Source organism: Acidobacteriota bacterium (genome assembly GCA_040754075.1).
In the GTDB taxonomy this organism is placed as follows: domain Bacteria; phylum Acidobacteriota; class Blastocatellia; order UBA7656; family UBA7656; genus JBFMDH01.
The window spans coordinates 1-23503 of record JBFMDH010000018.1; the positions used below are offsets into that span (position 1 = coordinate 1).

General features: G+C 46.4%; 16 protein-coding genes. 10 read left to right on the forward strand and 6 right to left on the reverse strand.

The window, feature by feature from the left end; all coding sequences use genetic code 11:
• Positions 1-411: 411 nt before the first annotated feature.
• The 6 genes from AB1757_18625 to cutA all read left to right on the forward strand — a co-directional run bounded on the left by AB1757_18625 (position 412) and on the right by cutA (position 10147).
• Positions 412-1041 (forward strand): TetR/AcrR family transcriptional regulator, encoded by a 630-nt coding sequence (locus tag AB1757_18625; protein MEW6129060.1) that lies wholly within the window; start codon positions 412-414, stop codon positions 1039-1041.
• Between the two features lie 230 nt (positions 1042-1271).
• Positions 1272-2864: a carboxylesterase/lipase family protein gene (locus AB1757_18630; GenBank protein ID MEW6129061.1), complete on the forward strand. Its 1593-nt coding sequence runs from the start codon at positions 1272-1274 to the stop codon at positions 2862-2864.
• A 79-nt stretch (positions 2865-2943) separates the two neighbouring features.
• Complete coding sequence (locus tag AB1757_18635) at positions 2944-3924, forward strand: alpha/beta fold hydrolase (protein ID MEW6129062.1); 981 nt, start codon at positions 2944-2946, stop codon at positions 3922-3924.
• Positions 3925-4763: 839 nt separating this feature from the next.
• Entirely contained in the window at positions 4764-8201 is a 3438-nt protein-coding gene (locus tag AB1757_18640; GenBank protein ID MEW6129063.1) for a carboxypeptidase regulatory-like domain-containing protein, read from the forward strand.
• A gap of 338 nt (positions 8202-8539) precedes the next feature.
• Positions 8540-9694: an alpha/beta hydrolase gene (locus tag AB1757_18645; protein ID MEW6129064.1), complete on the forward strand. Its 1155-nt coding sequence runs from the start codon at positions 8540-8542 to the stop codon at positions 9692-9694.
• Between the two features lie 99 nt (positions 9695-9793).
• Positions 9794-10147 (forward strand): divalent-cation tolerance protein CutA, encoded by a 354-nt coding sequence (cutA, locus tag AB1757_18650; protein MEW6129065.1) that lies wholly within the window; start codon positions 9794-9796, stop codon positions 10145-10147.
• Here the strand turns inward: cutA and AB1757_18655 are convergent.
• From AB1757_18655 to purH, 4 genes are all read right to left on the reverse strand, one after another.
• Positions 10131-11879, reverse strand: a complete 1749-nt coding sequence (locus AB1757_18655) for an amidohydrolase (protein ID MEW6129066.1) — start codon at positions 11877-11879, stop codon at positions 10131-10133. The two genes, cutA and AB1757_18655, sit on opposite strands and share 17 nt — an antisense overlap.
• An 8-nt stretch (positions 11880-11887) precedes the next feature.
• Positions 11888-12778: a hypothetical protein gene (locus AB1757_18660; GenBank protein ID MEW6129067.1), complete on the reverse strand. Its 891-nt coding sequence runs from the start codon at positions 12776-12778 to the stop codon at positions 11888-11890.
• 71 nt (positions 12779-12849) lie between these two features.
• On the reverse strand, positions 12850-14229 hold the full coding sequence (locus AB1757_18665; GenBank protein ID MEW6129068.1) for an AAA family ATPase: 1380 nt from the start codon (positions 14227-14229) through the stop codon (positions 12850-12852).
• Positions 14230-14295: 66 nt separating this feature from the next.
• The gene (gene purH, locus AB1757_18670) at positions 14296-15873 is read right to left on the reverse strand and encodes a bifunctional phosphoribosylaminoimidazolecarboxamide formyltransferase/IMP cyclohydrolase (protein ID MEW6129069.1); all 1578 of its coding nucleotides are present in this window, start codon (positions 15871-15873) and stop codon (positions 14296-14298) included.
• A 191-nt stretch (positions 15874-16064) separates the two neighbouring features.
• Here purH and AB1757_18675 point away from each other — a divergent pair, with 191 nt between their 5' ends.
• Positions 16065-17426: a sialidase family protein gene (locus AB1757_18675; protein MEW6129070.1), complete on the forward strand. Its 1362-nt coding sequence runs from the start codon at positions 16065-16067 to the stop codon at positions 17424-17426.
• 147 nt (positions 17427-17573) lie between these two features.
• Here the strand turns inward: AB1757_18675 and AB1757_18680 are convergent, their stop codons facing one another.
• On the reverse strand, positions 17574-18632 hold the full coding sequence (locus AB1757_18680) for an alkaline phosphatase D family protein (protein MEW6129071.1): 1059 nt from the start codon (positions 18630-18632) through the stop codon (positions 17574-17576).
• A gap of 223 nt (positions 18633-18855) precedes the next feature.
• Between AB1757_18680 and AB1757_18685 the strand changes: the two genes are divergently transcribed.
• The 3 genes from AB1757_18685 to AB1757_18695 all read left to right on the forward strand — a co-directional run bounded on the left by AB1757_18685 (position 18856) and on the right by AB1757_18695 (position 22981).
• Positions 18856-19218 (forward strand): 4Fe-4S ferredoxin, encoded by a 363-nt coding sequence (locus AB1757_18685; GenBank protein MEW6129072.1) that lies wholly within the window; start codon positions 18856-18858, stop codon positions 19216-19218.
• A 25-nt stretch (positions 19219-19243) separates the two neighbouring features.
• Complete coding sequence (locus AB1757_18690) at positions 19244-20266, forward strand: proline racemase family protein (protein MEW6129073.1); 1023 nt, start codon at positions 19244-19246, stop codon at positions 20264-20266.
• 477 nt (positions 20267-20743) lie between these two features.
• Entirely contained in the window at positions 20744-22981 is a 2238-nt protein-coding gene (locus tag AB1757_18695) for a hypothetical protein (protein ID MEW6129074.1), read from the forward strand.
• A gap of 151 nt (positions 22982-23132) precedes the next feature.
• Here AB1757_18695 and AB1757_18700 read toward each other — a convergent pair whose 3' ends face one another.
• Positions 23133-23462, reverse strand: a complete 330-nt coding sequence (locus AB1757_18700; GenBank protein ID MEW6129075.1) for a helix-turn-helix domain-containing protein — start codon at positions 23460-23462, stop codon at positions 23133-23135.
• Positions 23463-23503: the final 41 nt, after the last annotated feature.

The following is a 23503-nucleotide window of genomic DNA, read 5'->3' on the forward strand; positions in this document are numbered from 1 at the left end:
GGAAGAAAAACAGATAAAAATAGATTGGCAATTTTCCATAGAGTCTGCAAGAAGCAAATTGAACAGGCATTATGAGAAGGTCAATGCAGACAATCAGAAATATAACAAAACTTAAAAAACGGTGTACAAGTCTGTTTAAACAAATCTTTTGCCAACTTTTTGCTGTTAAATTTCCCATTCAATGATTTATGCCAGGGGTTCTTGAATTGAGGCAGATACAAAAATTTAATTGTTTGGTTTTGTTGGGTTGTCGAACGAACTTGACACTATTGAAATTGAAAAGTATTTTTTGGTCTTAAAAACAGAACCGTTAGATTGGTTGCAAAGAATCTGTGGGAAATAATATTAACTGATCAGGAGACATCCTTAAACGATTAAATTTGCTCCTGATGAAACGATAGTAACTAAATTATGAGCACCCACAAAAACCCCTTCACTCTCCCTGATAAAATTGAGCCTGACCGATTAGATAAAATTTTCCACGCGGCGGCGCAAATCATTTGCGAAAAAGGCTACGATGCAACCTCAATGAATGACATCGCCGATGCCGTTGGATTAACCAAGTCTGGCCTTTATCACCATATTTCAGGAAAACGCGATCTACTTTTTCGCATTATGAATTTTGGCATGGATGCCCTGGAAGAAAAGGTCATCACCCCGGCAAGACAAATTCCCGATGCCGAACAACGACTTAGAATCATCATCTCTAACCATGTTCAGTTAATCACCAATCGCAGCACTGCCCAAGGTACGAATCCGGTCACCATCGTTGTTGAAGAGGTCGCCGGATTAACTTTGCCTCAGCGACGTAAAATTGATCGCCGGAAACGCGCTTATATGGAATTGATCAGAGATACGATCTATCAATTGCGTGATGAAGATAAGTTGCGCGATATTGACCCGACCGCTGCCACCTTTAGTTTGCTCGGAATGATTCTCTGGGCTTCGCGATGGTACATTCCAGGTGGTCGTTTATCTCCTGAACAGGTCGCTGTAGAAGTTTCCAAAATGGCGTTAGGCGGTTTGCTACGCCACTCCTGAATCTCAGCCCTTCACATTTTTTTAGAAACTCATTGACAATATTTTCGACTCCATATATTATCCGACCGTCTGGTCGGTCGGATTCAGATAAAGGCTCTCTCAAACAAAAAATTGTAGCCGACGATGTAAAACAAATTTACCAAATTCGATTGGCTTACAAGCGTTTTAATCAAGGTTGATTTACATTTCCTTTTTTGATTGGTAAGTGATTCCATCCTCAGGGAGGTTATATGTCTCGCTATTTTCTGGCATTCATCTTAACCATTGGGTTGATTGGGTCAATCTACCTCGTGCCGCAGGCTTCTCCTTCCTCTACAGATAATTTCAACGGAATCATAAAGGTTGAAGATGGGCTAATTTCCGGTTCAACCCTTGAAGGCGTGCGCATTTTTAAAGGAATTCCCTATGCAGCGCCTCCGATTGGCAATCTTCGATGGAAACCGCCGCAACCGGCTTTACCCTGGAACGGGGTACGTGAATGTACTGAATATGGTCCGGATTGTCCGCAAGCCCCGTATGCACAAACATCCTTGTACTATGCACAACCCAGGAGACAGAGTGAGGATTGTCTCTATTTAAATATCTGGTCATCTGCCAAACCGGGGGAAGCGCAACCGGTAATGGTTTGGATTCACGGAGGAGCGTTGACGCGCGGGTCGGGCGCAACCAAAACTTATGATGGCACGAGCTTTGCCAAAAAAGGCGTCGTACTAGTTACTATCAACTACCGGTTAGGACCGCTTGGATACTTAGCCCATCCTGAATTAACCGCTGAATCGCCGAACCAATCCTCCGGCAATTATGGCATTCTCGATCAAATCACCGCCTTAAAATGGGTGCAAAAAAATATCCGCGCCTTTGGTGGCGACCCGAATCGCGTCACCATTTTCGGCGAATCGGCAGGCTCATGGAGTGTGAATGCGCTGGTCGCTTCCCCGTTAGCGAAAGGGCTTTTTCATCGCGCCATTGGTCAAAGTGGCGGGTCGTTTGGACCGATGACCTCCTTGAAGGAAGACAAAAAAGGCTTCATTTCAGCCGAAAAAATTGGTGCGGCATTTGGCAAAGCGATAGGCGCAGAATCATTGCAAGCGATGCGAACGGTTCCCGTAGAAAAAATTATCGAGGTTTTTAATAACGATATTGAAGGAAGGAAATTTCGCACTTCGCCGAATGTCGATGGCTGGGTCTTACCGGATGAGATTCGCAATATTTTCGCGAAAGGTAAACAAAATGCGGTGCCGGTTATCATCGGGTCGAATGCCAACGAAATGACCTCGCTTACGACACCGGCAATTCTCCCAAAAACAATGGCTGATTATCGCAAACGTGTAAAGTCGCAATATGGGGCGATGATAAAAGAATTCGATGCGATTTATCCGGTTCAAAACGAAGCGGACATCGCCGGAGCTATTCTGGGAAGTATGCGCGATGTAGCTTTCACATTACCGATGCGTACCTGGGCAAAGATGACCGGAACCGGAAAATCAAAAGCCTATCTCTACTATTTCAGTCACGTGCCCCCGAATCCGAATAGTAAATATCTTGGTGCTTATCACGCAGCAGAGATTGCCTATGTCTTTAACAATCTCAATCGACAAAATCTGCTTTTACAGGAAGCAGATTTTCAACTTGCCCAACTCATGATGAATTATTGGGTGAATTTTGCGAAAACCGGTAACCCGAATGGAAAAGGATTGCCGCAATGGACGGCGTATAATCAAAAAGAGGAGCCTTATCTCGAATTTGGAAATCCGGTTCGGTCTGGTAATCATTTATTAAAACCTCAACTTGATTTCATTGAGAAGTTTCAAAATCAACCTTAACGGTAGCATTTTTCGTTTGTATTTCTGAGGAAAATTAATGCGGCAACACAACCTGAAAATAACCGGATTCCTAACCATAATGTTGGTCTTAACCGGCATCACCATTTCGGCGCAACAGAATCAAACTCGTCCGCCCGACCCGGCAGCCGTTCGTCAATCTGCGGCTTCAACGTTTAAAGCGCCTGAAAATCTTGATTTTCGCACTGCCAATATTATCAGCGAAGGGGTGCGCCTACAGGCTGAACTATTCTCCTTAAAATCAATGGCAGGCAAATCCTTGCCAACCATTATTATGGCTCACGGTTGGGGCGGGACAGCGGCTAACTTTCGTTGGGATGCCGTTCAACTTGCTAATGCCGGGTATCTGGTTATTACCTTCGATTATCGCGGCTGGGGACAAAGCGATGGGCGACTGATTCTGGTTTCCCCTCCCGATAAAAAAGAGGGTCGAAAATTTACCGCACTGGTCGAAGAACTCCGCGAATATGTTGACCCCATCGAACAGACAACCGATTGGTTCAATGTCATCAATTGGGCAATGGGCGAACCCACCGTAGATAAAAACCGCATTGGGCTGCGTGGTTCCAGCTATTCCGGTGGGCATGTCTTTTATGTTGCGGCGCGCGACCCGCGCGTCAAAGCCATTGTCAGTCAGGTCGGCGCATTTGATTCTCGCTTGGTGGTAGCCGATGCCGAACAACTCAAAATTACTCAAACCGAAGCCACTCGGCGAGCGCGCGCTGAACTCGGCTACCCTGAACCACGCGCCAAAGTGATTGGCAATTTAATCGGTGCGCCCATTCGCGACAAATTGATGCATTACGCGCCAATCGAGGAAGCTTCAAAGGTCAAAGATTGCGCAGCACTTTTCATTGTCGCCGATAAAGAGGAGCTTTTCGATAACAAAGACCACGCAAAACTGGCTTATGAGCGAATGCCCGGAACCAAGAAAAAATATGTTTCGGTTCCCAATATCACGCACTATGGAATCTACAGAGAATCCAGAGAATTGGCGATTAAATTGGCAATCGAATGGTTCGATCAATATTTGAAAAAATAAATTATTGATTAAGCAATTTTCTCAAGAATAGATTATCAGATAACCGAATACTGGATTAATTGTGGCGCAAACCAAAATATAGATGAATTGCACAAATCAAGTTTGCGCCTCGAATTTGAAGCAAAACGGATGGCAGGCTGGTTAGACGGTTACGATTTAGTGTTCGTTCATTGAACCACATTCCGTCACCCGGTTCCATTCGTTACCGGCTTCAGTCAGTTTGGCGGGAGTATCATTATATGCAATCCCACAGAAGTTGTTCGCCAAAAGTCATGATGCTCTCGCCAACGTTCAATACCACCTCAACCTTACAGGGTTGAGAACGACTAATACTTTTGGCGTCATCAGTCGATTTCATACTGGATGGAAGCCGGCTTGATAAAAACATTCATTGTTTATGTTGTATTCCGGTCGATACGCCTGGATTCATATGGTTGTTGTTTTTTATTTCAGTTCATAAATTGGAAAATCAGGTAAGGCTCTCGATTCTCCAATCACCCTCGGACTCAAACAACTTCTGAAAGAAGATTCGGAATCTAGGTGTTTCATCACTCTCTACTGTAGAAAACTCCGTATCTTTATGTCATCAGCGTTTCGCTCCCCCTAAAACCTAGGGGTCGGGAATCGTCTATGACAAAGCCAATCGCTCAATTAAAACTCTGAGGATTTTGAAAATCCTAAAACCGGATATCCGCTCGCCGTTCCGGTTTACGCTACAAGGTTGTTCCTAAGGTAAGTGCTCTTTTCTTACCTTGATTGAAAACATGCGAGGAGGCAAAAGCCTGCTGCTCAAAACCCGCCGCATCCATAAAAGCGATGCGGACACAGGAGGATATTGTATGCAGTCTAAGCTAAGCTTTTTCATCCGTCTGCTTACCATTCTGACACTTTCCACACAAACAAATTTCCTGGCTCTCGCTCAGAATGCGACTGGTTCAATTAATGGCTCAGTGAAAGACCAAAGCGAAGCGATTATCACCAACGCCAACATCATCGCTAAAAATAAAGCAACCAACGCCACCAGAAGAGTCAAAGCCGGTGAAGATGGTGCCTTCACCTTTGATAATCTGCAACCCGGTCAATATGAAGTGAAAGCCGAAGCCGAAGGATTCACCACGCAAATCATTTCGCTCACCGTTGAAGTCGGAACCACCACCACGCAAAACTTTTCAATGAGTGTCGGCGCAGTTACCGATGTCATCGAAGTAACCGGAACTTCAACACCGATTATCAACAAAACCGATTCCAGTATTGGCGGGGTGGTCAACCGCAAACAGGTTGAAGAATTGCCTTTAAACGGGCGCAGTTTCCTATCGGTTGCGGGGTTGGAACCCGGCGTAACCGTAACCTATCAGGCAACCTCAGGGGTTTTAAATCAAAATGATTTTTTTCAAGTCGGCGTTGGCGGCGCACCGTCTTATATGACGACGATTTCGGTCGATGGGGCGCGGGTCAATGACCGAATCACTGGCGGCACTTCGCAGAATTTCTCATCGGAAACCGTGCAGGAATTTCAAATCAGCACCATCGGTTTCGACCTTTCAGCCGGTACGGTTTCATCAGGGGCAGTAAATGTCATTTCACGAAGCGGCGGAAATAATTTTCACGGCAGTGTCTTCTATTTTTATCGCGACCATAATCTCGCAGCCTTTTCCGGGCTTAGACGACCTTGCGACCCGATTGCCCGCAGCCCGCTTTGCAACAATACGGAATCTCGAAAACGCATTGAAGACCCGTTCTTCGTTCGACGCCAATACGGCGGGACATTTGGCGGACCCGTAAAAAAAGACCGCTTATTCTTTTTCGCCAATTATGAACGCAGCGACCAGGTCGGCGCGCAAACCGTCGCTTTCACAGACCCGCTGCTTTTTGGTTTCAATCACACCGCCAAAGTTCCTTTTGACCAACATCTGGTAGGCGGGCGCGTCGATTATCGCATCAGCGATAAACACACAGCATTTTTGCGAGGAAATATCGATAAAAACGACAGCATTTCAGGAACCGGTCTGGCATCAAACTGGATTGCATCGAGCAATTTTTCGTATCAGACCCAACTCAGCTTAACCAGTGTGCTGACCTCGAAACTCGTCAATGATTTTCGATTCTCTTATTCCTATTTCAGAAACCGTCTATTCCCGCCATCACAATCAGACTGCGAACAGCTTGCCGGTGATCCGGGTTTTTGTTTTGGTGTTGGCAGCACTTTAATTTCCTTCTTTGGTGGATTGTCGATTGGCAACAATGCCAACGTTCCGCAAGACAGACACCCGCGCACCTATCAATACACGGAAAATCTCAGTTGGACAAAAGGCGCACACCGTTTGCGTTTCGGTGGCAACTATGAACACGTCTACAGTCACGGAAGTTGGAACCGAAATTTCGCAGGGACACTCGCGACCTTTAACCCAACTACCATTTCAACAACCAACCCGGCTTTATACGCCACCTTACCGGCAAGTTTGAAGCTTGGTTATACGGGCCCAAGACCTACGTTTGCAGAACTGCTGCAACTTCCGGTGACGGGATCGCTGACCATCGGTATCGGCGACCCTAGCCAACCGGTTGCCTATCTTTACGACAAATTGAACACCAATAATCACCTCAGGTTTTATGCTCAGGACGCCTGGCAAATCCGCCAAAACTTTACTTTGAATTACGGACTTGCCTGGTCTTGGGAAGATAATGTGGTCTATCACGAACTCGATAAACCACAATACCTGAAACCGCTGGGAATCAGCCTTGGCAAGATTCCCCAGGATTTAAATAATTTTGATCCGGCATTGGGGTTTGCCTGGTCGGTTAATGATAAAACCGTCATTCGCACAAGCCTTTCCCTTCACCATATGTCTGCCAACCGCAGTTACCTCAAATTGCAAGACCAGATTTTAAGTGGTCCTGCCGGTAGCGGCTTAACCAGCGCCAGTTCGGCGGCGGTTCCCAATCCGAAATTCGGACAACCCGGTCAACCGGCATTTTTGACATTCAGCACCACCTCGCCGGTCGCTTTCTCGGCGCAAGAATTAATCAACTACATTCCAACCATCCTCAGTGTAGTAAATTCAAGAGCCTATACCGGAGAGGATATTTCCATTCGCAACATCGAGGTTCGTAAACAGGCGCCAACCTTTTTAACTGAAGGATTCTTTGATGAGAATTTTCACACGCCTTATACCATTCACCTGAACGCGGGTGTTCAGCGTGAAATCATGCGCAACCTTTCGGTGTCAGCCGATTTCGTCATGCGTCGAGGTGTGAAATTCGGCGCCTACGAAGGCTATATGGTGGATGTGAATCGCTGGAACCGCTTCAGCACCTACAACCTGCTGCCGAGTGGCACAGCGATTCCGGTGCGTAACCCGGTGATTCCTGCCTGTACAGGAACGCAGGCATCTGACCCCAAAGCTCAATGTTCAACGGGGGTCATTTATTACGGCAAACCGGGCATTTTGTCCCGCTATAGCGCGTTGAACGTTAAAGTCGATAAGCGATTCAGCAGTGGTTTCCAATTAACCGGCGCTTACGCGCTCGCTCGTTACACAACTTATGTTCCCCTGGGAATCGTCAATCCCAACAGCTTCGATGATGAATCGAAGAATTTCGGACTCAGTGGGGCGGTTCCCAAACATCAATTCACCTTCAGCGGCATCTGGGATTTGCCCGATTTTAAAGGCGACAATCGCTTCTTGCAGGGCGCTTTGAATGGCTGGCAACTTTCATCCATCATTCAAATGCGCAGCAAAGATTTCACTTCAGTTCAACTTGGCACCCTAGACCCGGAGGGTGATGGAACCTTTGTCTTTATGCTGCCGGGAACCACCATCAATGGGTTTGGTCGAGGGTTTGACGCTGATGATATTCGTCGATTGGTGAATGAATATAACGCCAGATACCCGGCACCTCAGACCGCCTTGCTCTCACAGATTACCCGCGCCCAACGCGATGCAGTGGGAACGCCTTTTCCTTATATCGTGTTACCGGAAAAATTTGATTCAGGCGACACCTTTATCACTCACGATTTACGATTGACGAGAGTGATTGCACTCACCGAAAAACTGCGATTGAATGTAATTGCTGAAGGTTTCAACATCTTCAATATCGCAAATTTAACCGGATTCAGCGGGTCGCTCGCCAGTGCTGCCTATATTCGCCCCACAGCGACTGTGCCGGGTCGCCCGAATCCCAACAATATTTTCGGACAACCGACCAACCGCGTCAGCCCGATTTTTGGAACGGGCGGACCACGCGCTTTTCAAATCGCCGCCAGATTACAGTTCTAAAAATTTTCAAAATGAACATTTCGAGGCTGATGGAATTATCCATCAGCCTTTTTTATTTATCGAAATATCTTCTTTTCAAGTTTTTTTAAATTGTCACGATTTACTGGATTTTTTATCCGACTGAACAAACCATTGATGGATAAAACTATTGCGCCAGACCACGCGCTATCCTAATATCCGATTGAGTTATCCTGAGAATTCACAATCGATGTTTGCATTGTGAGAATTCAGCCTGCCCCTAATCAGCTAATCGAAACATCATTCTCACTACGATTTTAAATCACAATTTTTCATCGGGCTGGTCTCGATGAATTGAATGTTTTTGAGAGGGTTGGTTTATGAAAATAACTTCACGCCTGATTACCTTGACCATTTCTGTATTTATTTTTGCCTTGATTGCAACCGGGCAAGATATGCCGGTAAGAACTACCTCGGTTCAAACCGAATATGAATGCATTCGTTTGATGAGTTCCAATAGAACCTTACCGCCGGGACCACCTGAACCATTCGTTACCTATCACCATGTCTGGAGTCCCAACCTTCACACCTACCGGTTTGCTTCCGGGGGCTTGAATCTGGCTTATAACGTTGAAGGTAAAGGCAAGGAATTAGCCATCGTCGTCGCTGGCGGGCCCGGGCTTCCGCGTGAATATTTTCAACCCGCGCTTGCGCCTCTCGGACAATATATGACGCTGGTTTATTATGACCGCCGCGCCGATGTGTTAAGCACTAAAACCAATCAATTCGTCTCGGTTTCCGAACTCGCGGATGATGTCAATGAACTGAGGAAAACTCTGGGTTATCGCCGGGTCACACTCATCGCTCATAGTTTCGGGGGGGCTATCGCACTCAATTACGCCTTGCGCTATCCTGAAAATGTCAAACGCTTGATACTGGTCAACACCTCTGCCTTTGTCGAAGACCAACGTGAGGTTGAAAAACGCTTGACCCAATCATTAAACACCGAAGAAATGGCGACCCTCAATCGCAATGATTTGCCTGGTCGAACCACGGTTTCCTGTGACACTGTGCGAAACCGCTATCGGGTATTTTTCCCGCATTACTTCAGAAAACCGCTCGAAGAATATTTAGCCGAAAGCAATCTTTACGCCGCCTATTTTGATGCGCTCGCCCGTAAGCTTTCATTCGTTACTCCCGAAGGAAAATTTGACGTTCGCTCAAGACTTGGAGAAATTAAGGTTCCGACTTTAGTCATCGCGGGTAAATATGATCTGGTTACGCCTATTCGTCACGCGGATGAATTGGCTCAGGGAATTCCCAATTCGCGTCTGGCAGTTTTCAAACACAGCGGTCACTTCGCTTTTATCGAAGAGAATTTTCTATTTACCGAATGGGTTCGCCAGTTCGTTACCTCAACCGTTGATTTGCAGGAGGATTTGGATATTCGCATCGAAATCGCTACACCCGGAAACGAAAAACCGGCTGATAAAACCAGCACCACGGATGGCGCAAAAGATCCAAACAATCGATAAATAAAATTTTATTGATTGATGAAAGCGCGGTGTTGATAATTCAACCCGCGCTTTTGTTTTGAACGAAAGCCAAAATAGCCGAGAAGAGTTGGCTCAATTATGAAAAAATCACTGGTAGTTATCTCAACCGTTCCCAATCTGGAAACCGCTTATGCAATTTCCGAATCTCTGGTTCGCGAACATCTGGCAGCCTGCGTAAATGTGATTCAAGGTATTCAATCGATTTACTGGTGGGAAGAAAAAGTCAATAAAGACGATGAATTACTCCTCTTCATTAAAACCACCAAAAAAGCCTATAAACGATTGGAAAAGCGCGTAAAGGAAATGCACCCGTACACCACCCCTGAAATCATTGCGCTGGAGATTAAGAAAGGCTCGAAGTCCTATTTAGACTGGTTAAATCAATCGGTTCTCTCGAAAACCAAAAAGAAAAAATCTAACGCATCGGTTTAATCTCCATTTTTTTATTCGATTTTCTATTCAGACTTTCTTGCCGGTAAATTTCTTTACCGCCTAGAAACGTCCGTATAACTTTCACTTGATGAATTTCAGTTTTGGGAATGGCAAACAGATTTTTATCAAGCACGATTAAATCGGCATTTTTTCCAACGGCAATTGAACCCGTCTCTTTCTCTTCAAAATTCACATACGCGCCATTGATGGTGTAACCGGCAAGGGTCGCCGGTAAATCAATGAGTTCTTCCGCGTGCCAGGCATCACCTTCACCAGCCGTCAGTCCTCGGCGAGTAACCGCAACCTGCATGGCATCCAAAGGGTTCATAGAGGTCACTGACCAATCACTGCCCATCGCGACAACCGCTCCCGAGCGCATCGCACTACCAATCGGGTACAACCAGCGTGAACGTTCCGCGCCTAAAAACGGTTCGGTGAGTTGTGTGATGTAGGGGTCTGCATAAGCCCACAAGGGTTGAAAGTTGGCTATCACATTCAGTTCGCGAAATCTGGGAATATCCTGCGGGTGAATCAATTCAAGGTGAGCGATGTGATGGCGAGAATCGCGTGAACCATTGATTTTCCGGGCATATTCGTAAGCATCCAGCGCCATTCGTACAGCCCGGTCACCGATGGCGTGTACGTGTATTTGAAAACCTTCGCGGTCTAAAGCCGCAACCATTTTATTTAAGGCATCGGGTTGCCAATTCGGTTTCCCGCGTTCGCCATTCATCCCAAGGTAGGGTTCCAGTAGCGCCGCCGTATGCGGTTCGATGACCCCATCCGCAAAAATTTTCACCGCAGTGGCGCGTAAATTTTTTCCCTGGTATTGCCGGCGCAATGATTTGAATCTGGCAATCTGCTGCAAACCATCATCCGGGTCTGCGTACAAAGCTGCAACTACGCGAGCCGTGAGTTCGCCGCGTCGATCCAATTCCTGATAGATTTCCAGTTCATCTTCATCAACGCTGGCGTCCTGCAAAGAAGTGATGCCGAAACCGGCAGCCATTTTCAATGCCCGCCGTAATCCTTCAAGCCGATCCGCTCTGGAATATTGGGGTAAAAATTTGCCGACCAACCCGGAAGCATCTTCACGCAAAGTGCCTGTGGGTTCGCCGGTCTCAGGGTCGCGTTCGATTCTGCCATTGGTTGGATTCGGTGTCTCTTTGGTGATCCCGGCAATTTCCAAGGCTTTTGAATTCACCCACGCTGAATGCCCATCGGCAGCAGTTAAATAAATCGGTCTATCGTTGGCAATTTTATCGAGCAGTGATTTGTGTGGATTGGCGTCTTTAAAAATAAATAATTGCCAGCCGCCGCCGCGAATCCATTTCGCCTGCGGGTGGGCGTCAACGAATTTACGAATGGTTTCTAAAACCTGATCTTCAGTTGTCGCTTCGTTGAGATTGCATTCGCCGAGTTCGACGCCTCCGCTGATGGGATGAACGTGAGAATCGTGAAATCCCGGCAATACAAACTTGCCCTGTAAATCAAGGACGCGAGTTTGCCTGCCTTGAAATTTTTTTGCGCCATTTGTGGAGCCGACATAAATGAATCGACCGTCTTTTATAGCAACCGCTTCTGCCCAGGTTCGCGCGCCATCAACCGTATAAATTGCACCGTTGCGCAATATCAAATCGGCAAAGGTGGGTGAACCGTTTTGGGCATTGAGAGATGTTGAAAATAAAAAACCGGTGAGAACGAAGATTAACAGGCGATTGATTTTTTTCATGAAGCTTTTTAGAACCCTTTGCTTTTCAGGTAGGTGACTGCTGCCTGGTAATACTGCTGGGCAAGCTGAATATCTTTTTCACAAACTGCATAAAAGGAACGGGCGCAATTCGTATGTGGCGAAGTTTCCGATAGCGCCAGATCAATGGTTAATTGCGCGTCATCCCGAAACAACGGATTCGGGTTGTCTTTGTTGAGAAAGGCGATATAGAGCGATTTAATAATCAACGCCCGCTCTCTCAGTAAATCTTCGCGGGTAACCGCTAAACGGAAAAAGTCGATAGTGACTTGAGCGCGCAGATAATTTTCAGAACCGGGATTGCCTTTTGGAATCGGCAGAATCCCTTGAAAGGTGATGATTTTTTCGGGGTCGGTATCAAGGCTGCCAATCGGATAGAGCAGGCAAGGCTTTTCGGTTTTCAGTTGTATGAAATTATCGCTGTCAACAAACCTTGCCGTCCCGAAAATCGGAAAGTAATCCGATTTACAGGTCGAATTGCAAACCTTACAGGTCGTCGCATAATTTCGGATATTGTAAGACAGCAAATAATAACCGACATCAGCTTTGTTGCCGGTGGTGAATGAATAATTGAGTTGCAAATCCTGTTTGATTTTCGCCGTGGGCCAGGCTCTCACTTTGCTCTTTGGGCGAAAATGTTCAACATCATGCTCGATTTTTCCCAACTCGCCGCCTTCAAGTTTGCGTTCACAATAGGCGCATTTTCCGCGTTGCAAAACCATATAAACATTTTTGATTTCGCTCCAGGTCCCTTGCGCTTCCTCGTATTTTTGCAATTGGCGAAATTTTTCGACTTTGGTTTTTGCAGCATTCAACCACCCGGCGGCTTCCGCTTCAACCAATTGTTCGAGTTTGGCTTTGGTAACTTTATAGCGAATCATTTCTTTGTCAGGTGAAATCCCAAGTTGGTTTATTAACAGTCTGGTGAATGCCTATTTTTTCTTTGAAAAACTTATAACTTTTTCTTAGTTGTTCCCTTTACCTTTGCCGAAATTTTTTTGCGGCTTCTGCGGTTATCAACTGACCTTTTCCGATTTACCTTTTCGACAAGCCCATGCGCTTGCGAATTATCGGCGCGAACCACTTCGTTTTGCCCGGCGAGCTTTCGCATGATTTCCAGTGCGGCTCTGGGGTCTTTTTCCGTCGCCTGTTTCGACAGGCTCTGCAATTCATCAACAAAACCGGGAGCGCGCGTGGTGGTCAGATTGAAATAGGAACTTAAAAGCACCTGCTCGGCATCCAGTCCATAAATCCGCTCGTCATATTTATGAACCTGCGACGCGCCGGTCGTATCGGTTTCCATAACGAAAATATTTTCTTTATGCAGGGAACCGGCAACAATCGGGCTATGAGTGGAAAAGACGAATTGCAGATTGGGAAGCGCTTTTGAAACCCTGGAAATTACCGACCGCTGCCATTCCGGGTGCAGGTGCAAATCAATTTCATCAACCAGCACGACGCCATAATTATCAACCAGTTTTGCGCCGCTCGGCGCTCCCATACAGATGTGATATAGCAAATCGGCAATCCAACCGATATAGGCGCGATAACCGTCAGACAGCGCGCCGAACGGAATTTTTATGCGTTCAAATTCAAAATGGTATTCGCCATTTTCAAATACACCGGAAAATTTCGCCTCATCGGGCAACAGCCGATTAATCAAATTGACTACCTGTTTATAGCGTCCGGGATTTTTGGTTTTAAATTCCGGCAACCAGACCGGAAGCGGCGTCAGCGGCACATCGCTCTCAAAAAGCCCCGCGACTCTTTGATAGCGAAGTAATCTCGATTTGGCGCGCGCGCTCGCATCGAATCTTCCGGTGTCTTCTACGCGACGGGTTGCGCCATAACCAACCACCAGAAACGCCGGGTTATTCTCATAAAACATATTGTGCCAGACCGCGCCTTTTTGCTGACCGGCAGACATGGCGCTTTCCGATTCAAGCCGCTCGGTTTCTCCGATGCGCAGGATTCGCGTAGTCATGTGCTCAACCCGCGTCACACCGCGTTTGGCAGTTCCATCAGCGTTCACATCCTGTGAGTGTAATAAAACTTCTGCGGTAACTCTGGCTTCCTGAATTTGTGTAGCTTTGCTGCCGGTTCGCCTGACCAGACGATAGGGCACATATCCCGATTGCGTAATCACCGGCGCAAGCGTCGCCAGGGCTATCGCTTTCAATGTGGTGGTTTTTCCTGCGCCGTTCATTCCCAGCAACAGATTGATGTTTTGTAAATCCGGTGCAGCCGCTTTCAGATTGCCGGGATACTGAAACTGCAACGCGGTATCTTTGAAACAACGCAGGTTTTCGATTTTTAATGAGGTTACATACAATTCGTTTAAACCTCTCTTAATGGTTAATTGTGTTTAATCCGTTTGGCGAAGTTTATAACAAAACCTTCAATGTTTGAAGTGCCGCATACCGGTTAAGACCATCGCCAGATTATGTTCGTTGGCTGCCTGAATAACCTCTTCATCACGCACAGAACCACCAGGTTGAATAATCGCTGTGATTCCGGCTTTAGCGGCTTCATCAACCCCGTCGCGAAAGGGGAAGAAAGCATCCGAAGCCAGCACGGTTCCGGTTAAAGGCAACTGGGCTTTCATTGCGCCGAATTTTACAGAATCCACGCGGCTCATCTGCCCCGCGCCGACGCCGACGAGTTGTCCTTCGTTCGCATACACGATGGCGTTGGATTTTACGTGTTTACAAAGCACCCAGGCGAATCGCAAGGCGCGCATTTCAGCTTCATCAGGTTGTCTAGATGAAACGACTCTTAATTTACCTTCATCAATCACGCCGCGATCTTTATCCTGAACCAATAGCCCGCCGCTAATCGAGCGGATATCGTATTGCGAGTTTTTTGAAGTGCGGGTTTTGATGAGGCGGAGATTTTTTTTGGCTTTGAATATATCAAGCGCCGAATCTTCATAATCCGGCGCGACTATCGCTTCAAAAAAAGTTCCGGCAATGGCGCGCGCGGCGGCTTCGGTAACTGTGCGGTTAAATCCGATAATTCCGCCGAAAGCCGAGACCGGGTCGGTGGCTTTGGCTTTTTCAAATGCTTCCTGAACATCAGCGCCGAGAGCCGCGCCGCAAGGGTTAGTGTGTTTAATAATGCAACAGGCGGTATCGGAAAAATCCGAGACCAATGACCACGCGGCTTCCAAATCAATCAGGTTATTGAATGAAAGTTCCTTGCCTTGCAATTTATCGGCGCGGGCAATTCCCTGCTCTTCAGAATCGGTGACATAAAGCGCGGCGCGTTGATGGGGGTTTTCACCATAACGCAGGTTCATCTCTTTGTTACCGAAAAACGTAAACGTCGCGGGCAATTCATCAATAGGTTTTTCGATGGTCAAAGTCTCGTTGGCGTCATTCAAGAACATCGAGTCATTTAAAAAGCTGGCGATTGCGGTGTCATATTTTGCAGTCGTGGCAAAGGCTTTTTTGGCTAAACCGAAACGGGTTTGCAAACTCAGGCTGCCATCCTGTTTATCCAATTCGTCGGCAATCGCATTGTAATCTTCGGATGAAGTGACGACCGCAACATCGTGAAAATTTTTCGCCGCCGAACGAATCATCGACGGTCCGCCGATGTCTATATTTTCGATGGCTTCTTCGGCGGTGACACCGGCTTTCGCAACCGTTTCGCGAAACGGATACAGGTTGACCACCACCATATCGATATATTCAATGGCGTTTTCGCTGACCTGCTTTTGATGTTCCGCATCTTCACGAATCGAAAGAATACCGCCGTGAACTTTGGGATGAAGGGTTTTCACCCGCCCGCCTAATATTTCAGGAAATCCGGTTAAATCCGCAATATCCCGCACAGCAATACCCGATTGTCTGAGCAGGTTGGCGGTTCCGCCTGTTGAGATAATTTCAACCGAATGATTTTTTAATCGACCTGCAAATTCGACGATGCCGCTCTTATCGGAAACACTAATCAATGCGCGTTTGACTTTATTCAAGGTGATCTCTCCTCTAAATAAAAAATGAAAAGTTGATAAGAATTCTGAGGCGAAACTTTATCACAACAGGGGAGATGCAATAAAATGTCTGCCTGTCAAAATTGTGTATTTGCCCAGTCAACGAATGATGATATGCAGTCTTTTGAGAATTTCATTCTCGCATTTTCCTAACTGATAAGGAGCAACTGTTGATGAAATTTTTTTGTAGCGGTCTGTTGAGTTTGTGTCTCATTGCCGGCAATGCCATCGCGCAATCGAACACCGTTGTTCGCATAAGCGATGACAAAGCCATTCAACCTGCCGAAGTCTCTATCGCCATCAATCCAACCAACCCTGACAACCTCATCGGTGTTTCATTCCAGTATGGCAGACCGGGCGGCACCAGCAATTTTGCCTACGTGACCAAGGATGGCGGCAAGACCTGGAAAACCATTGAGACCAAAAATGTCAAAGGCATCACTCAGGGCGATGATGTCATCACCTTTGATAGCCAAGGCGCGGCGCATCACGCTTTCATCGCCTTCACGGGGATTCGCGTGGTGAAGCCTAAACGCGCCGTGACCGGCATCATTGTCAACAGCAGCCGTGATGGCGGACTGAATTGGGATGAACCGGTTCCGGCAATTGACCACATCAACAGCGTCACCCCGTTTGAAGACAAACCGGCGATTTCAACCGACCGGTCTGCGACCTCTAAATTCAAAAATAATATTTATCTGGCGTGGACGCGATTTGATGAATACCAGGGGAAAGACCCGGATTGTAAATCACATATCTTTTTCACAGGTTCATCGGATGGCGGTAGAACTTTTGCCATGCCTTTCAAAATTTCCGATACCACGGGCGATTGCGCCGATGGCGACAACACCCTGGAAGGCGCGGTTCCGGCTGTCGGCATCAATGGCGAAGTCTATGTCGTCTGGGCGGGAGCGCAAGGTTTGTATTTCGATAAATCGATGGACGGCGGATTGAATTTCGGAAAAGATAAAATCATCAGCGATATGCCCGGCGGTTGGGATATTGAAATGGAAGGCATCAGCCGGGCTAACGGCATGCCGGTTACCAAAGTTGACACCAGCAACAGCCCGCATCGCGGCACCATTTATGTCAACTGGGTGGATACACGCAACGGCGACACAGACGTTTTTTTAATCTCATCAAAAGATGGTGGCGCGAGTTGGACAAAACCGTTGCGGGTTAATGATGACCCGGTGAAAAACGGCAAAGCGCAATTTTTTACCTGGATGGCGGTTGACCCTGTGGATGGTTCCATCAACATTATTTTTTATGACCGTCGGGATTTAAGCGGAACCAAGACCGGACTGACGATGGCGCGAAGCGTTGACGGCGGGAAAACCTTTGTCAATCACAAAGTGAATATCGAGCCGTTTGAATGCAATCAGGCAGTATTTTTCGGCGATTACAGCGGCATAGATGCTTATGGCGGATTGGTGACACCGATTTTTATGCACTTCGTTGAGGCAAGAAAACTGGCGGTATCGGCAGCGATTTTCAGATTCAAACCGGGGACACAGGAAACGGTTATTAAGTGATAAGTGATAAGTGATGAGTGATGAGTGATGAGCCGGAGGATTTAGAGTTACCTGACCGGTGTGTCACAGAAGCCCATTATCAATAATGAATTCTTGCAATAATATCTCTACTTTTCACTTTTCCTCATCACTCATCACTCATCCTCATTACTTAATCATGCCCGGTTGGAGCGTGCTCAAGCGGATTTTTCGTTGAATGTTGATGTCGCCATCTTCATCGAGGATTCTCAGAGCGATAACCGGATCGGGTTTCGACCAATCTATAGCAATCATGCCGAAATTATTTCCCCAGTTCATAGTGCCGATGCGATGACGGTTGGTTTCATATTTTCGCCAGTTCGGTGAAGCGTTATTCAACCCACTCGCGGTTAAATCATAAATCGGGTAGCCGACACCTGCATCAATCATCGAGAGTTCTGCCAGGTGGCGGTCGCCGCTGATGACGATGACGCCGCTCGCTTTGGTGTCACGAACCAGATTGAAAAATCGTTGACGTTCGAGCGGCAGGTTGCCCCATTTCTCCCAGCCGTGATCTTCGGCTATCAATTGAATGCTCGAGGCGATGATGCGCACTTCAGCGGGAACGCGCAACTGTTCTTCGAGCCATTTCCATTGCGCGTCACCGAGCATGGTTTTGGTCGAGTCATTATCGGGTTCATAACGACCTTGATTGGGCGCGCACGATGTGCAGCGTTTCAAGGGAGAACGAAAATAGCGGGTGTCCAGGAGAATGATTTGCACGCGCTTGCCCTCCGTGCCAAATACTTTGGCATCATAAACGCCTTCACGTCCGCGACGCGGCGAATCTTTCGGCTCGCCCCAAAAATCCAGGAATACTTTTTGTGATTCGACTCGCGCAGGGTAATTTGCGCCGCCATCATTCAATCCATAATCGTGATCATCCCAGGTCGCTAAAATCGGCGCGGTTTTTTTGAATTTTTGAAAGCCTTTTTCCCCGGCAAGCATTTCGTATTTCTGTTTTAAAACATTCATATCTTCGGTGTCGCCGTAAATATTATCGCCGATGAGTAAACTGAGTTGCGGTTTTTGCTCGACCATTTTTTCCCAGATGGGTTGCGCTTTGCCTTGCTGAACGCAGGACCCGATAACCATACGACTAACCGGTTGATCAGTTTTTTGCTTTTGAGCATATGAAGGTGGCAAAACACTGGCGATGATAAAAATAATGAATAAAATTTTTTTCACGAAATTTTCTCCTTGAGCAAAACTAAATTTTGATGCAACAAAACCATTTCATTTTCGGGTTAATAAAGCGCGGCAATCTTAGCATAGAGACAAAGGCACAACCAATTTACCAATTTGTTAATGTGTTGGTTTGTCATCCGCTTTTTTTATGATAAATTTTCAAAGTCAAATTGGATTCACTTCACCGGCAGTTGTCTCAATCAATAAATTTAGGAGAGTCTGAATGGAAGCTACAGCGGTAGTCGAAGGGTTGGTAAAACGTGAGCCTATGTCGCACGGTCGACCTGACCTCAGAAAAAAGAAGCCTAAAATCATTGCCGTGATTATGGACAATTGCACGGGTTGTGCAGGGTCGCCTGCATGCGCCGAATATTGCCCGGTAGAAGCCTGTATGTTCTGGGTTCCCGACGCCGATTATTTTCCGCTCGGACGCATCGAAGTTGACCCCAACCTCTGCATCGGCTGCAAGCTCTGTACCAGCAAAGGACCCGATGGCACTTTCCTTGAAGGCTGCCCCTGGGACGCCATTCAAATGATGGACACTTCCGAATGGGAAAACCGCACAGGCGTTGCTTTAAATCCGTAGTCGGTTATCGGCTACCGATGACCGTATGAACTGGAATCCTCCCGAACATTGGCAGCGCATCACCGCAATAGACGCGCACACCGCAGGCGAACCGTTTCGCGTCATCACCGGCGGCTTTCCCGAACTCAAGGGTGACACCATTCTCGAACGCCGTCGTTATGCCAAAGAAAATTTCGACCATCTCAGAACCGCGTTGATGTGGGAACCGCGCGGTCACGCCGATATGTACGGATGCCTGATTACGCCTCCGGTATCTGAACATGCAGACCTCGGCATTCTCTTCATTCATAACGAAGGCTTTTCCACCATGTGCGGTCACGGCATCATCGGCATCACTACGGTTGCGCTTGAAACCGGCATGCTGGCGATGCGTGAACCCGAAACGACTATTCGGATTGATACGCCCGCAGGGTTAGTGACTTCACACGCGAGAGTGAAAGACGGGCGGGTGCGCAGCGTCCATTTTCATAATGTCCCGTCATTTGTGCTGGCGTTGGATGAATGGGTCGAAGTGCCTGAGCTTGGTCGCGTGCGTTATGATTTAGCATTTGGCGGCGCGTTTTATGCGTTCGTTCAAGCCGCAGAGGTTGGATTGACTTGCGCGCCCAAAGATTTTCGCGCCCTGATTGAAAAGGGCATGCAGATTAAACGCGCAGTGATGGCAACGCGCGCCATCACTCATCCGTTTGAAGCGGATTTGAGTTTTTTATACGGCACGATTTTCATTGATAAACCACATTCACCGGATGCTCACAGCAGCAATGTCTGTGTGTTTGCCGAAGGCGAAGTTGACCGCTCGCCCACAGGAACAGGCGTCAGCGCCCGACTGGCGATTCATCATGCGAGGGGTGAAATCAAATCGGGTGAATCCATCAAAATCGAAAGTATAATCGGCAGCCGTTTCACCGGACGAGTTGTTAAAGAAACGACGTTTGGCAATCATGCGGCTATCATTCCCGAAGTCGAAGGCACAGCGAACCTCACCGGACGCCTTGAATTTTTCATCGACCCCGAAGACCCGTTAAGACATGGCTTTTTGCTGAGATAAGATAACCGTTAAACCGCAGTGATACATCTCTAATGAATTCACAAGCCCAAAAAAAGATTGCTTGTCATTCCATAAACCCAGGTCTGTTCGGTTCGATAGCCATAGTGTCGCGTTCGCATCAAATTACGAACCTCATCCAATAATTTAGAGATAATGGTTGACCTTCGATTAACAATGGTTCGGACAATTTTTTTTATCAGTTGTCGCGTGCTTCAGCGCGTGGCAATTGATATTTCTATTTTTCAAAAGCTGTCCTGAGTATTGATTAAATAAACTTGACGGTTCTCAGGCAATAGCCTATAAATCGATGCGGAATTGCTCACAAAACTCAATTGATTTAATGGAAACATGAAAACGATATGCGGTTATTGATTAATAGCAAGTCGGAATTAGATGCAGGTGCGTCTATATCATGTTAGTCCCAGAATATGAGTTGATCACGTATTAATATCTAAAAGATGATTCAGGAGATTTCCTATGTCTCAAGCGCCTTTGCCTCGCGAATTGGTATCATTGGTCCATTATGTAGAGCTTAACAAGGCTGGCTGGTGGGATAAGGCTATCCAGCGGCTCATTGTTGCCTCTGTTTGGTTATCTAGCAACAATCCGACCTACGACGAGATTTTAAGTGGTATACACACGTACTTTCAAATAGACATAGACAGAGCCAGGGCTAGAAGTCAGTTGAGCACATTGCTTTCAACTGGGGTTCTAGTGTCTTTACCTGGCGAACTTTTCAAAATATCAGAAAGTTTTATTACTCAATTCGAAAAAGATCTGGCAGAGGCAGAGAGAATTGAGTACGAGGCAAAAAAGATTTTCACAGCGGCTATTCAGCAGCATTGCTCCTCTCTTGACCCTCAAGACGCTTGGCAAAAGTTTAATGAACAATTCCTTCTACCATTGGTTCGTGATATTGGGGCCAACACTTACAATTTGATATCGGGAACACATACAAACCTTCATACAATCAAATTTGAGGATTTTCTCCAGAACTATCCTCCTGAGTTTCATAAACCCTTTCGCGCTGCTCTTAACATATTCTTGAATCCGAAGAACCCCGATGTTCGCTCATATATACTGCGGTCTTTAAATGCTTGGTTTTTTCTCGAAGCCAGTAACCTTCGCGAAGAAACTTTAAGCTCGTTGACAAAAATGGCCAACCTGAGACCTTCATTTACATTCTTCATTGACACAAATTTCTTATTCTCAGTACTAGGTCTTCACGAGAATCCTTCTAATGAAGCCGCTCTTCTATTGACTCAAACGGTTAAGCATCTTACGGGTAAAGTTTCAGTAAAACTATTTGTGCTGCCACCGACTTTAGACGAAACAAGACGCGTATTGACAGCGGTGGAGTTGAACATTAAAGATTTGAGACTGACACCGAATCTGGCCGAAGCCGCTTTAGAAACACCCCTTAGCGGAATGGCACAAAAGTTCATTCGTGACTCGTTAAAGGATAATGCCCCACCAAGCGCAGAACTATACATCAATCCCTATGTTAGAGACTTAATCACTATCATTAGATCAAGAGGAGCTGATCTTTATAATGAAAGACTTGATAATTACAAAACTGATCAGCGTGTAATTGATGACATCAACGTAGCCTTGAATCATCAAAAAAATTTGAAAGGCAAGACCAAGACTTACGAACAACTGGAGCACGATATTATCCTCTGGCACTTTGTACAAGACAAACGCCCTACTAGGATAGAGTCACCACTTGATGCTCATTATTGGATTGTAACAGTTGATTACCGTTTCATGGGTTACGACGAGTTCAAACGACGTGGTTCGGAAGAGAACATTCCAATTTGTATTCATCCGACAACCCTCATAAACTTGCTTCAATTCTGGATAGCTAGAACACCAGAGTTTGAAGAAGCATTGCTCAGTAGTATGCGGCTACCATTTCTCTTCCAAGAGTTTGATCCACAAGCAGAGCGAGTTACGATTCGTATTCTTGAGGCATTGGGAAGATTTGAAAACGTTGGTGATATCCCGAAAGAAACCGTGACCGCTATCTTAATTAACGAGGCACTTCGTCAAAAACTATCAAGAGAGGCAGATGCAGAGAAGGATATTGAACTTGTAAGAGAGGCGCTGGTTGAGGAATATCAGAAAGCCTCTCAGAGACTAAAGGAATTATCTGAAGAATCTGAACACCATAAGAGAGAAGCTCTACATTTTAAGACAGACGCAGATCAGAAACAGGCAGCAATTGGATCCCTCCAAGAGATGATACAAACACAAGAAGAAAAACTTTTGAGTACCGATCAGCGATTGCAAGAAGAACAGAAAGTACGCGAATCCTTACAAGAAAAAGTTAATCAGCTTGGTGAGGTTTTGCATTTAACTAGGGAAGAGTATAAAAGGAGAAAAGTCATATTGGATCTCAAGGCTGAGAAACAAGCGCGTCGAAGGTTATGGATATATCTTTCTTTTTTGGGTTTGGTATATTTGGGCTTAGCTATTTCAATTTACATTTTCACTTGGAATGTGATGGAGCCTTGGACATACCTCATAGGCTTGGGGGTCTTGTTGGTTAGTTACGCATACTTTGCTGTTACTCTTCAAGAAGCATCTCCTACAGGGATATATCAACAAATTGTCATAAGGAGAAAACGCAAGATATATAAGGAGACAGGATTTGACTTGGAAGAATATGAGGGACTTGTGAGCCGAATGGCATCTTCAGACACGACCTTTTAATTCTAATGTGATATTCGCAACTGGGACTAAAGATGACATCCAGCGGAGGACGCGAAGCGAATTTCTTATCGTATTTTGAGTGCTCCGCGCAGTCTCGCCGATGCGAGGCGCTGGTTGGCTTTTGTGATTTATCGCCGAAAAGCTAAAACTTTTATGGTTTCTTTTGTACTTCGATTTCGTATTGCAGTTCTTCCACTTGTTTGAGAATTTCAAGTAATTTTTTTCCGATTCCCGTGAGCTTGTATTCGACTCGCGGCGGAACTTCGGAAAAACTGAGTCGCTCGATGATGCCGAAACCGGTCATTCTTCGCAGACAATCAGTCTGAACTTTCGTCGTCAACCCTTCGATGGCTCTGGTCATCGCGCCGGGACGATCAACCCCTTGGGCAATCGAAAATAAAATCTGCCGCGACCATTTGCAACCGATGACGCTTTCGTAAATCGTCGTTGTCGATAACTTTTTTTCTTCTGTGTTTGCCATAATATACACCGCAAAGTGCCTACCTCACCAAAAAGTGCAGA

What these genes read in the sequence shown, in the direction of transcription:
- AB1757_18655 (MEW6129066.1), bottom strand. Translation starts at nt 11,879, where the DNA reads ATGAAAAAAATCAATCGCCTGTTAATCTTCGTTCTCACCGGTTTTTTA.
- AB1757_18645 (MEW6129064.1), top strand. Translation starts at nt 8,540, where the DNA reads ATGAAAATAACTTCACGCCTGATTACCTTGACCATTTCTGTATTTATT.
- AB1757_18630 (MEW6129061.1), top strand. Translation starts at nt 1,272, where the DNA reads ATGTCTCGCTATTTTCTGGCATTCATCTTAACCATTGGGTTGATTGGG.
- AB1757_18700 (MEW6129075.1), bottom strand. Translation starts at nt 23,462, where the DNA reads ATGGCAAACACAGAAGAAAAAAAGTTATCGACAACGACGATTTACGAA.
- AB1757_18640 (MEW6129063.1), top strand. Translation starts at nt 4,764, where the DNA reads ATGCAGTCTAAGCTAAGCTTTTTCATCCGTCTGCTTACCATTCTGACA.
- AB1757_18635 (MEW6129062.1), top strand. Translation starts at nt 2,944, where the DNA reads ATGTTGGTCTTAACCGGCATCACCATTTCGGCGCAACAGAATCAAACT.
- AB1757_18695 (MEW6129074.1), top strand. Translation starts at nt 20,744, where the DNA reads ATGTCTCAAGCGCCTTTGCCTCGCGAATTGGTATCATTGGTCCATTAT.
- AB1757_18625 (MEW6129060.1), top strand. Translation starts at nt 412, where the DNA reads ATGAGCACCCACAAAAACCCCTTCACTCTCCCTGATAAAATTGAGCCT.
- AB1757_18685 (MEW6129072.1), top strand. Translation starts at nt 18,856, where the DNA reads ATGGAAGCTACAGCGGTAGTCGAAGGGTTGGTAAAACGTGAGCCTATG.
- AB1757_18675 (MEW6129070.1), top strand. Translation starts at nt 16,065, where the DNA reads ATGAAATTTTTTTGTAGCGGTCTGTTGAGTTTGTGTCTCATTGCCGGC.
- AB1757_18660 (MEW6129067.1), bottom strand. Translation starts at nt 12,778, where the DNA reads ATGATTCGCTATAAAGTTACCAAAGCCAAACTCGAACAATTGGTTGAA.
- AB1757_18690 (MEW6129073.1), top strand. Translation starts at nt 19,244, where the DNA reads ATGAACTGGAATCCTCCCGAACATTGGCAGCGCATCACCGCAATAGAC.
- cutA (MEW6129065.1), top strand. Translation starts at nt 9,794, where the DNA reads ATGAAAAAATCACTGGTAGTTATCTCAACCGTTCCCAATCTGGAAACC.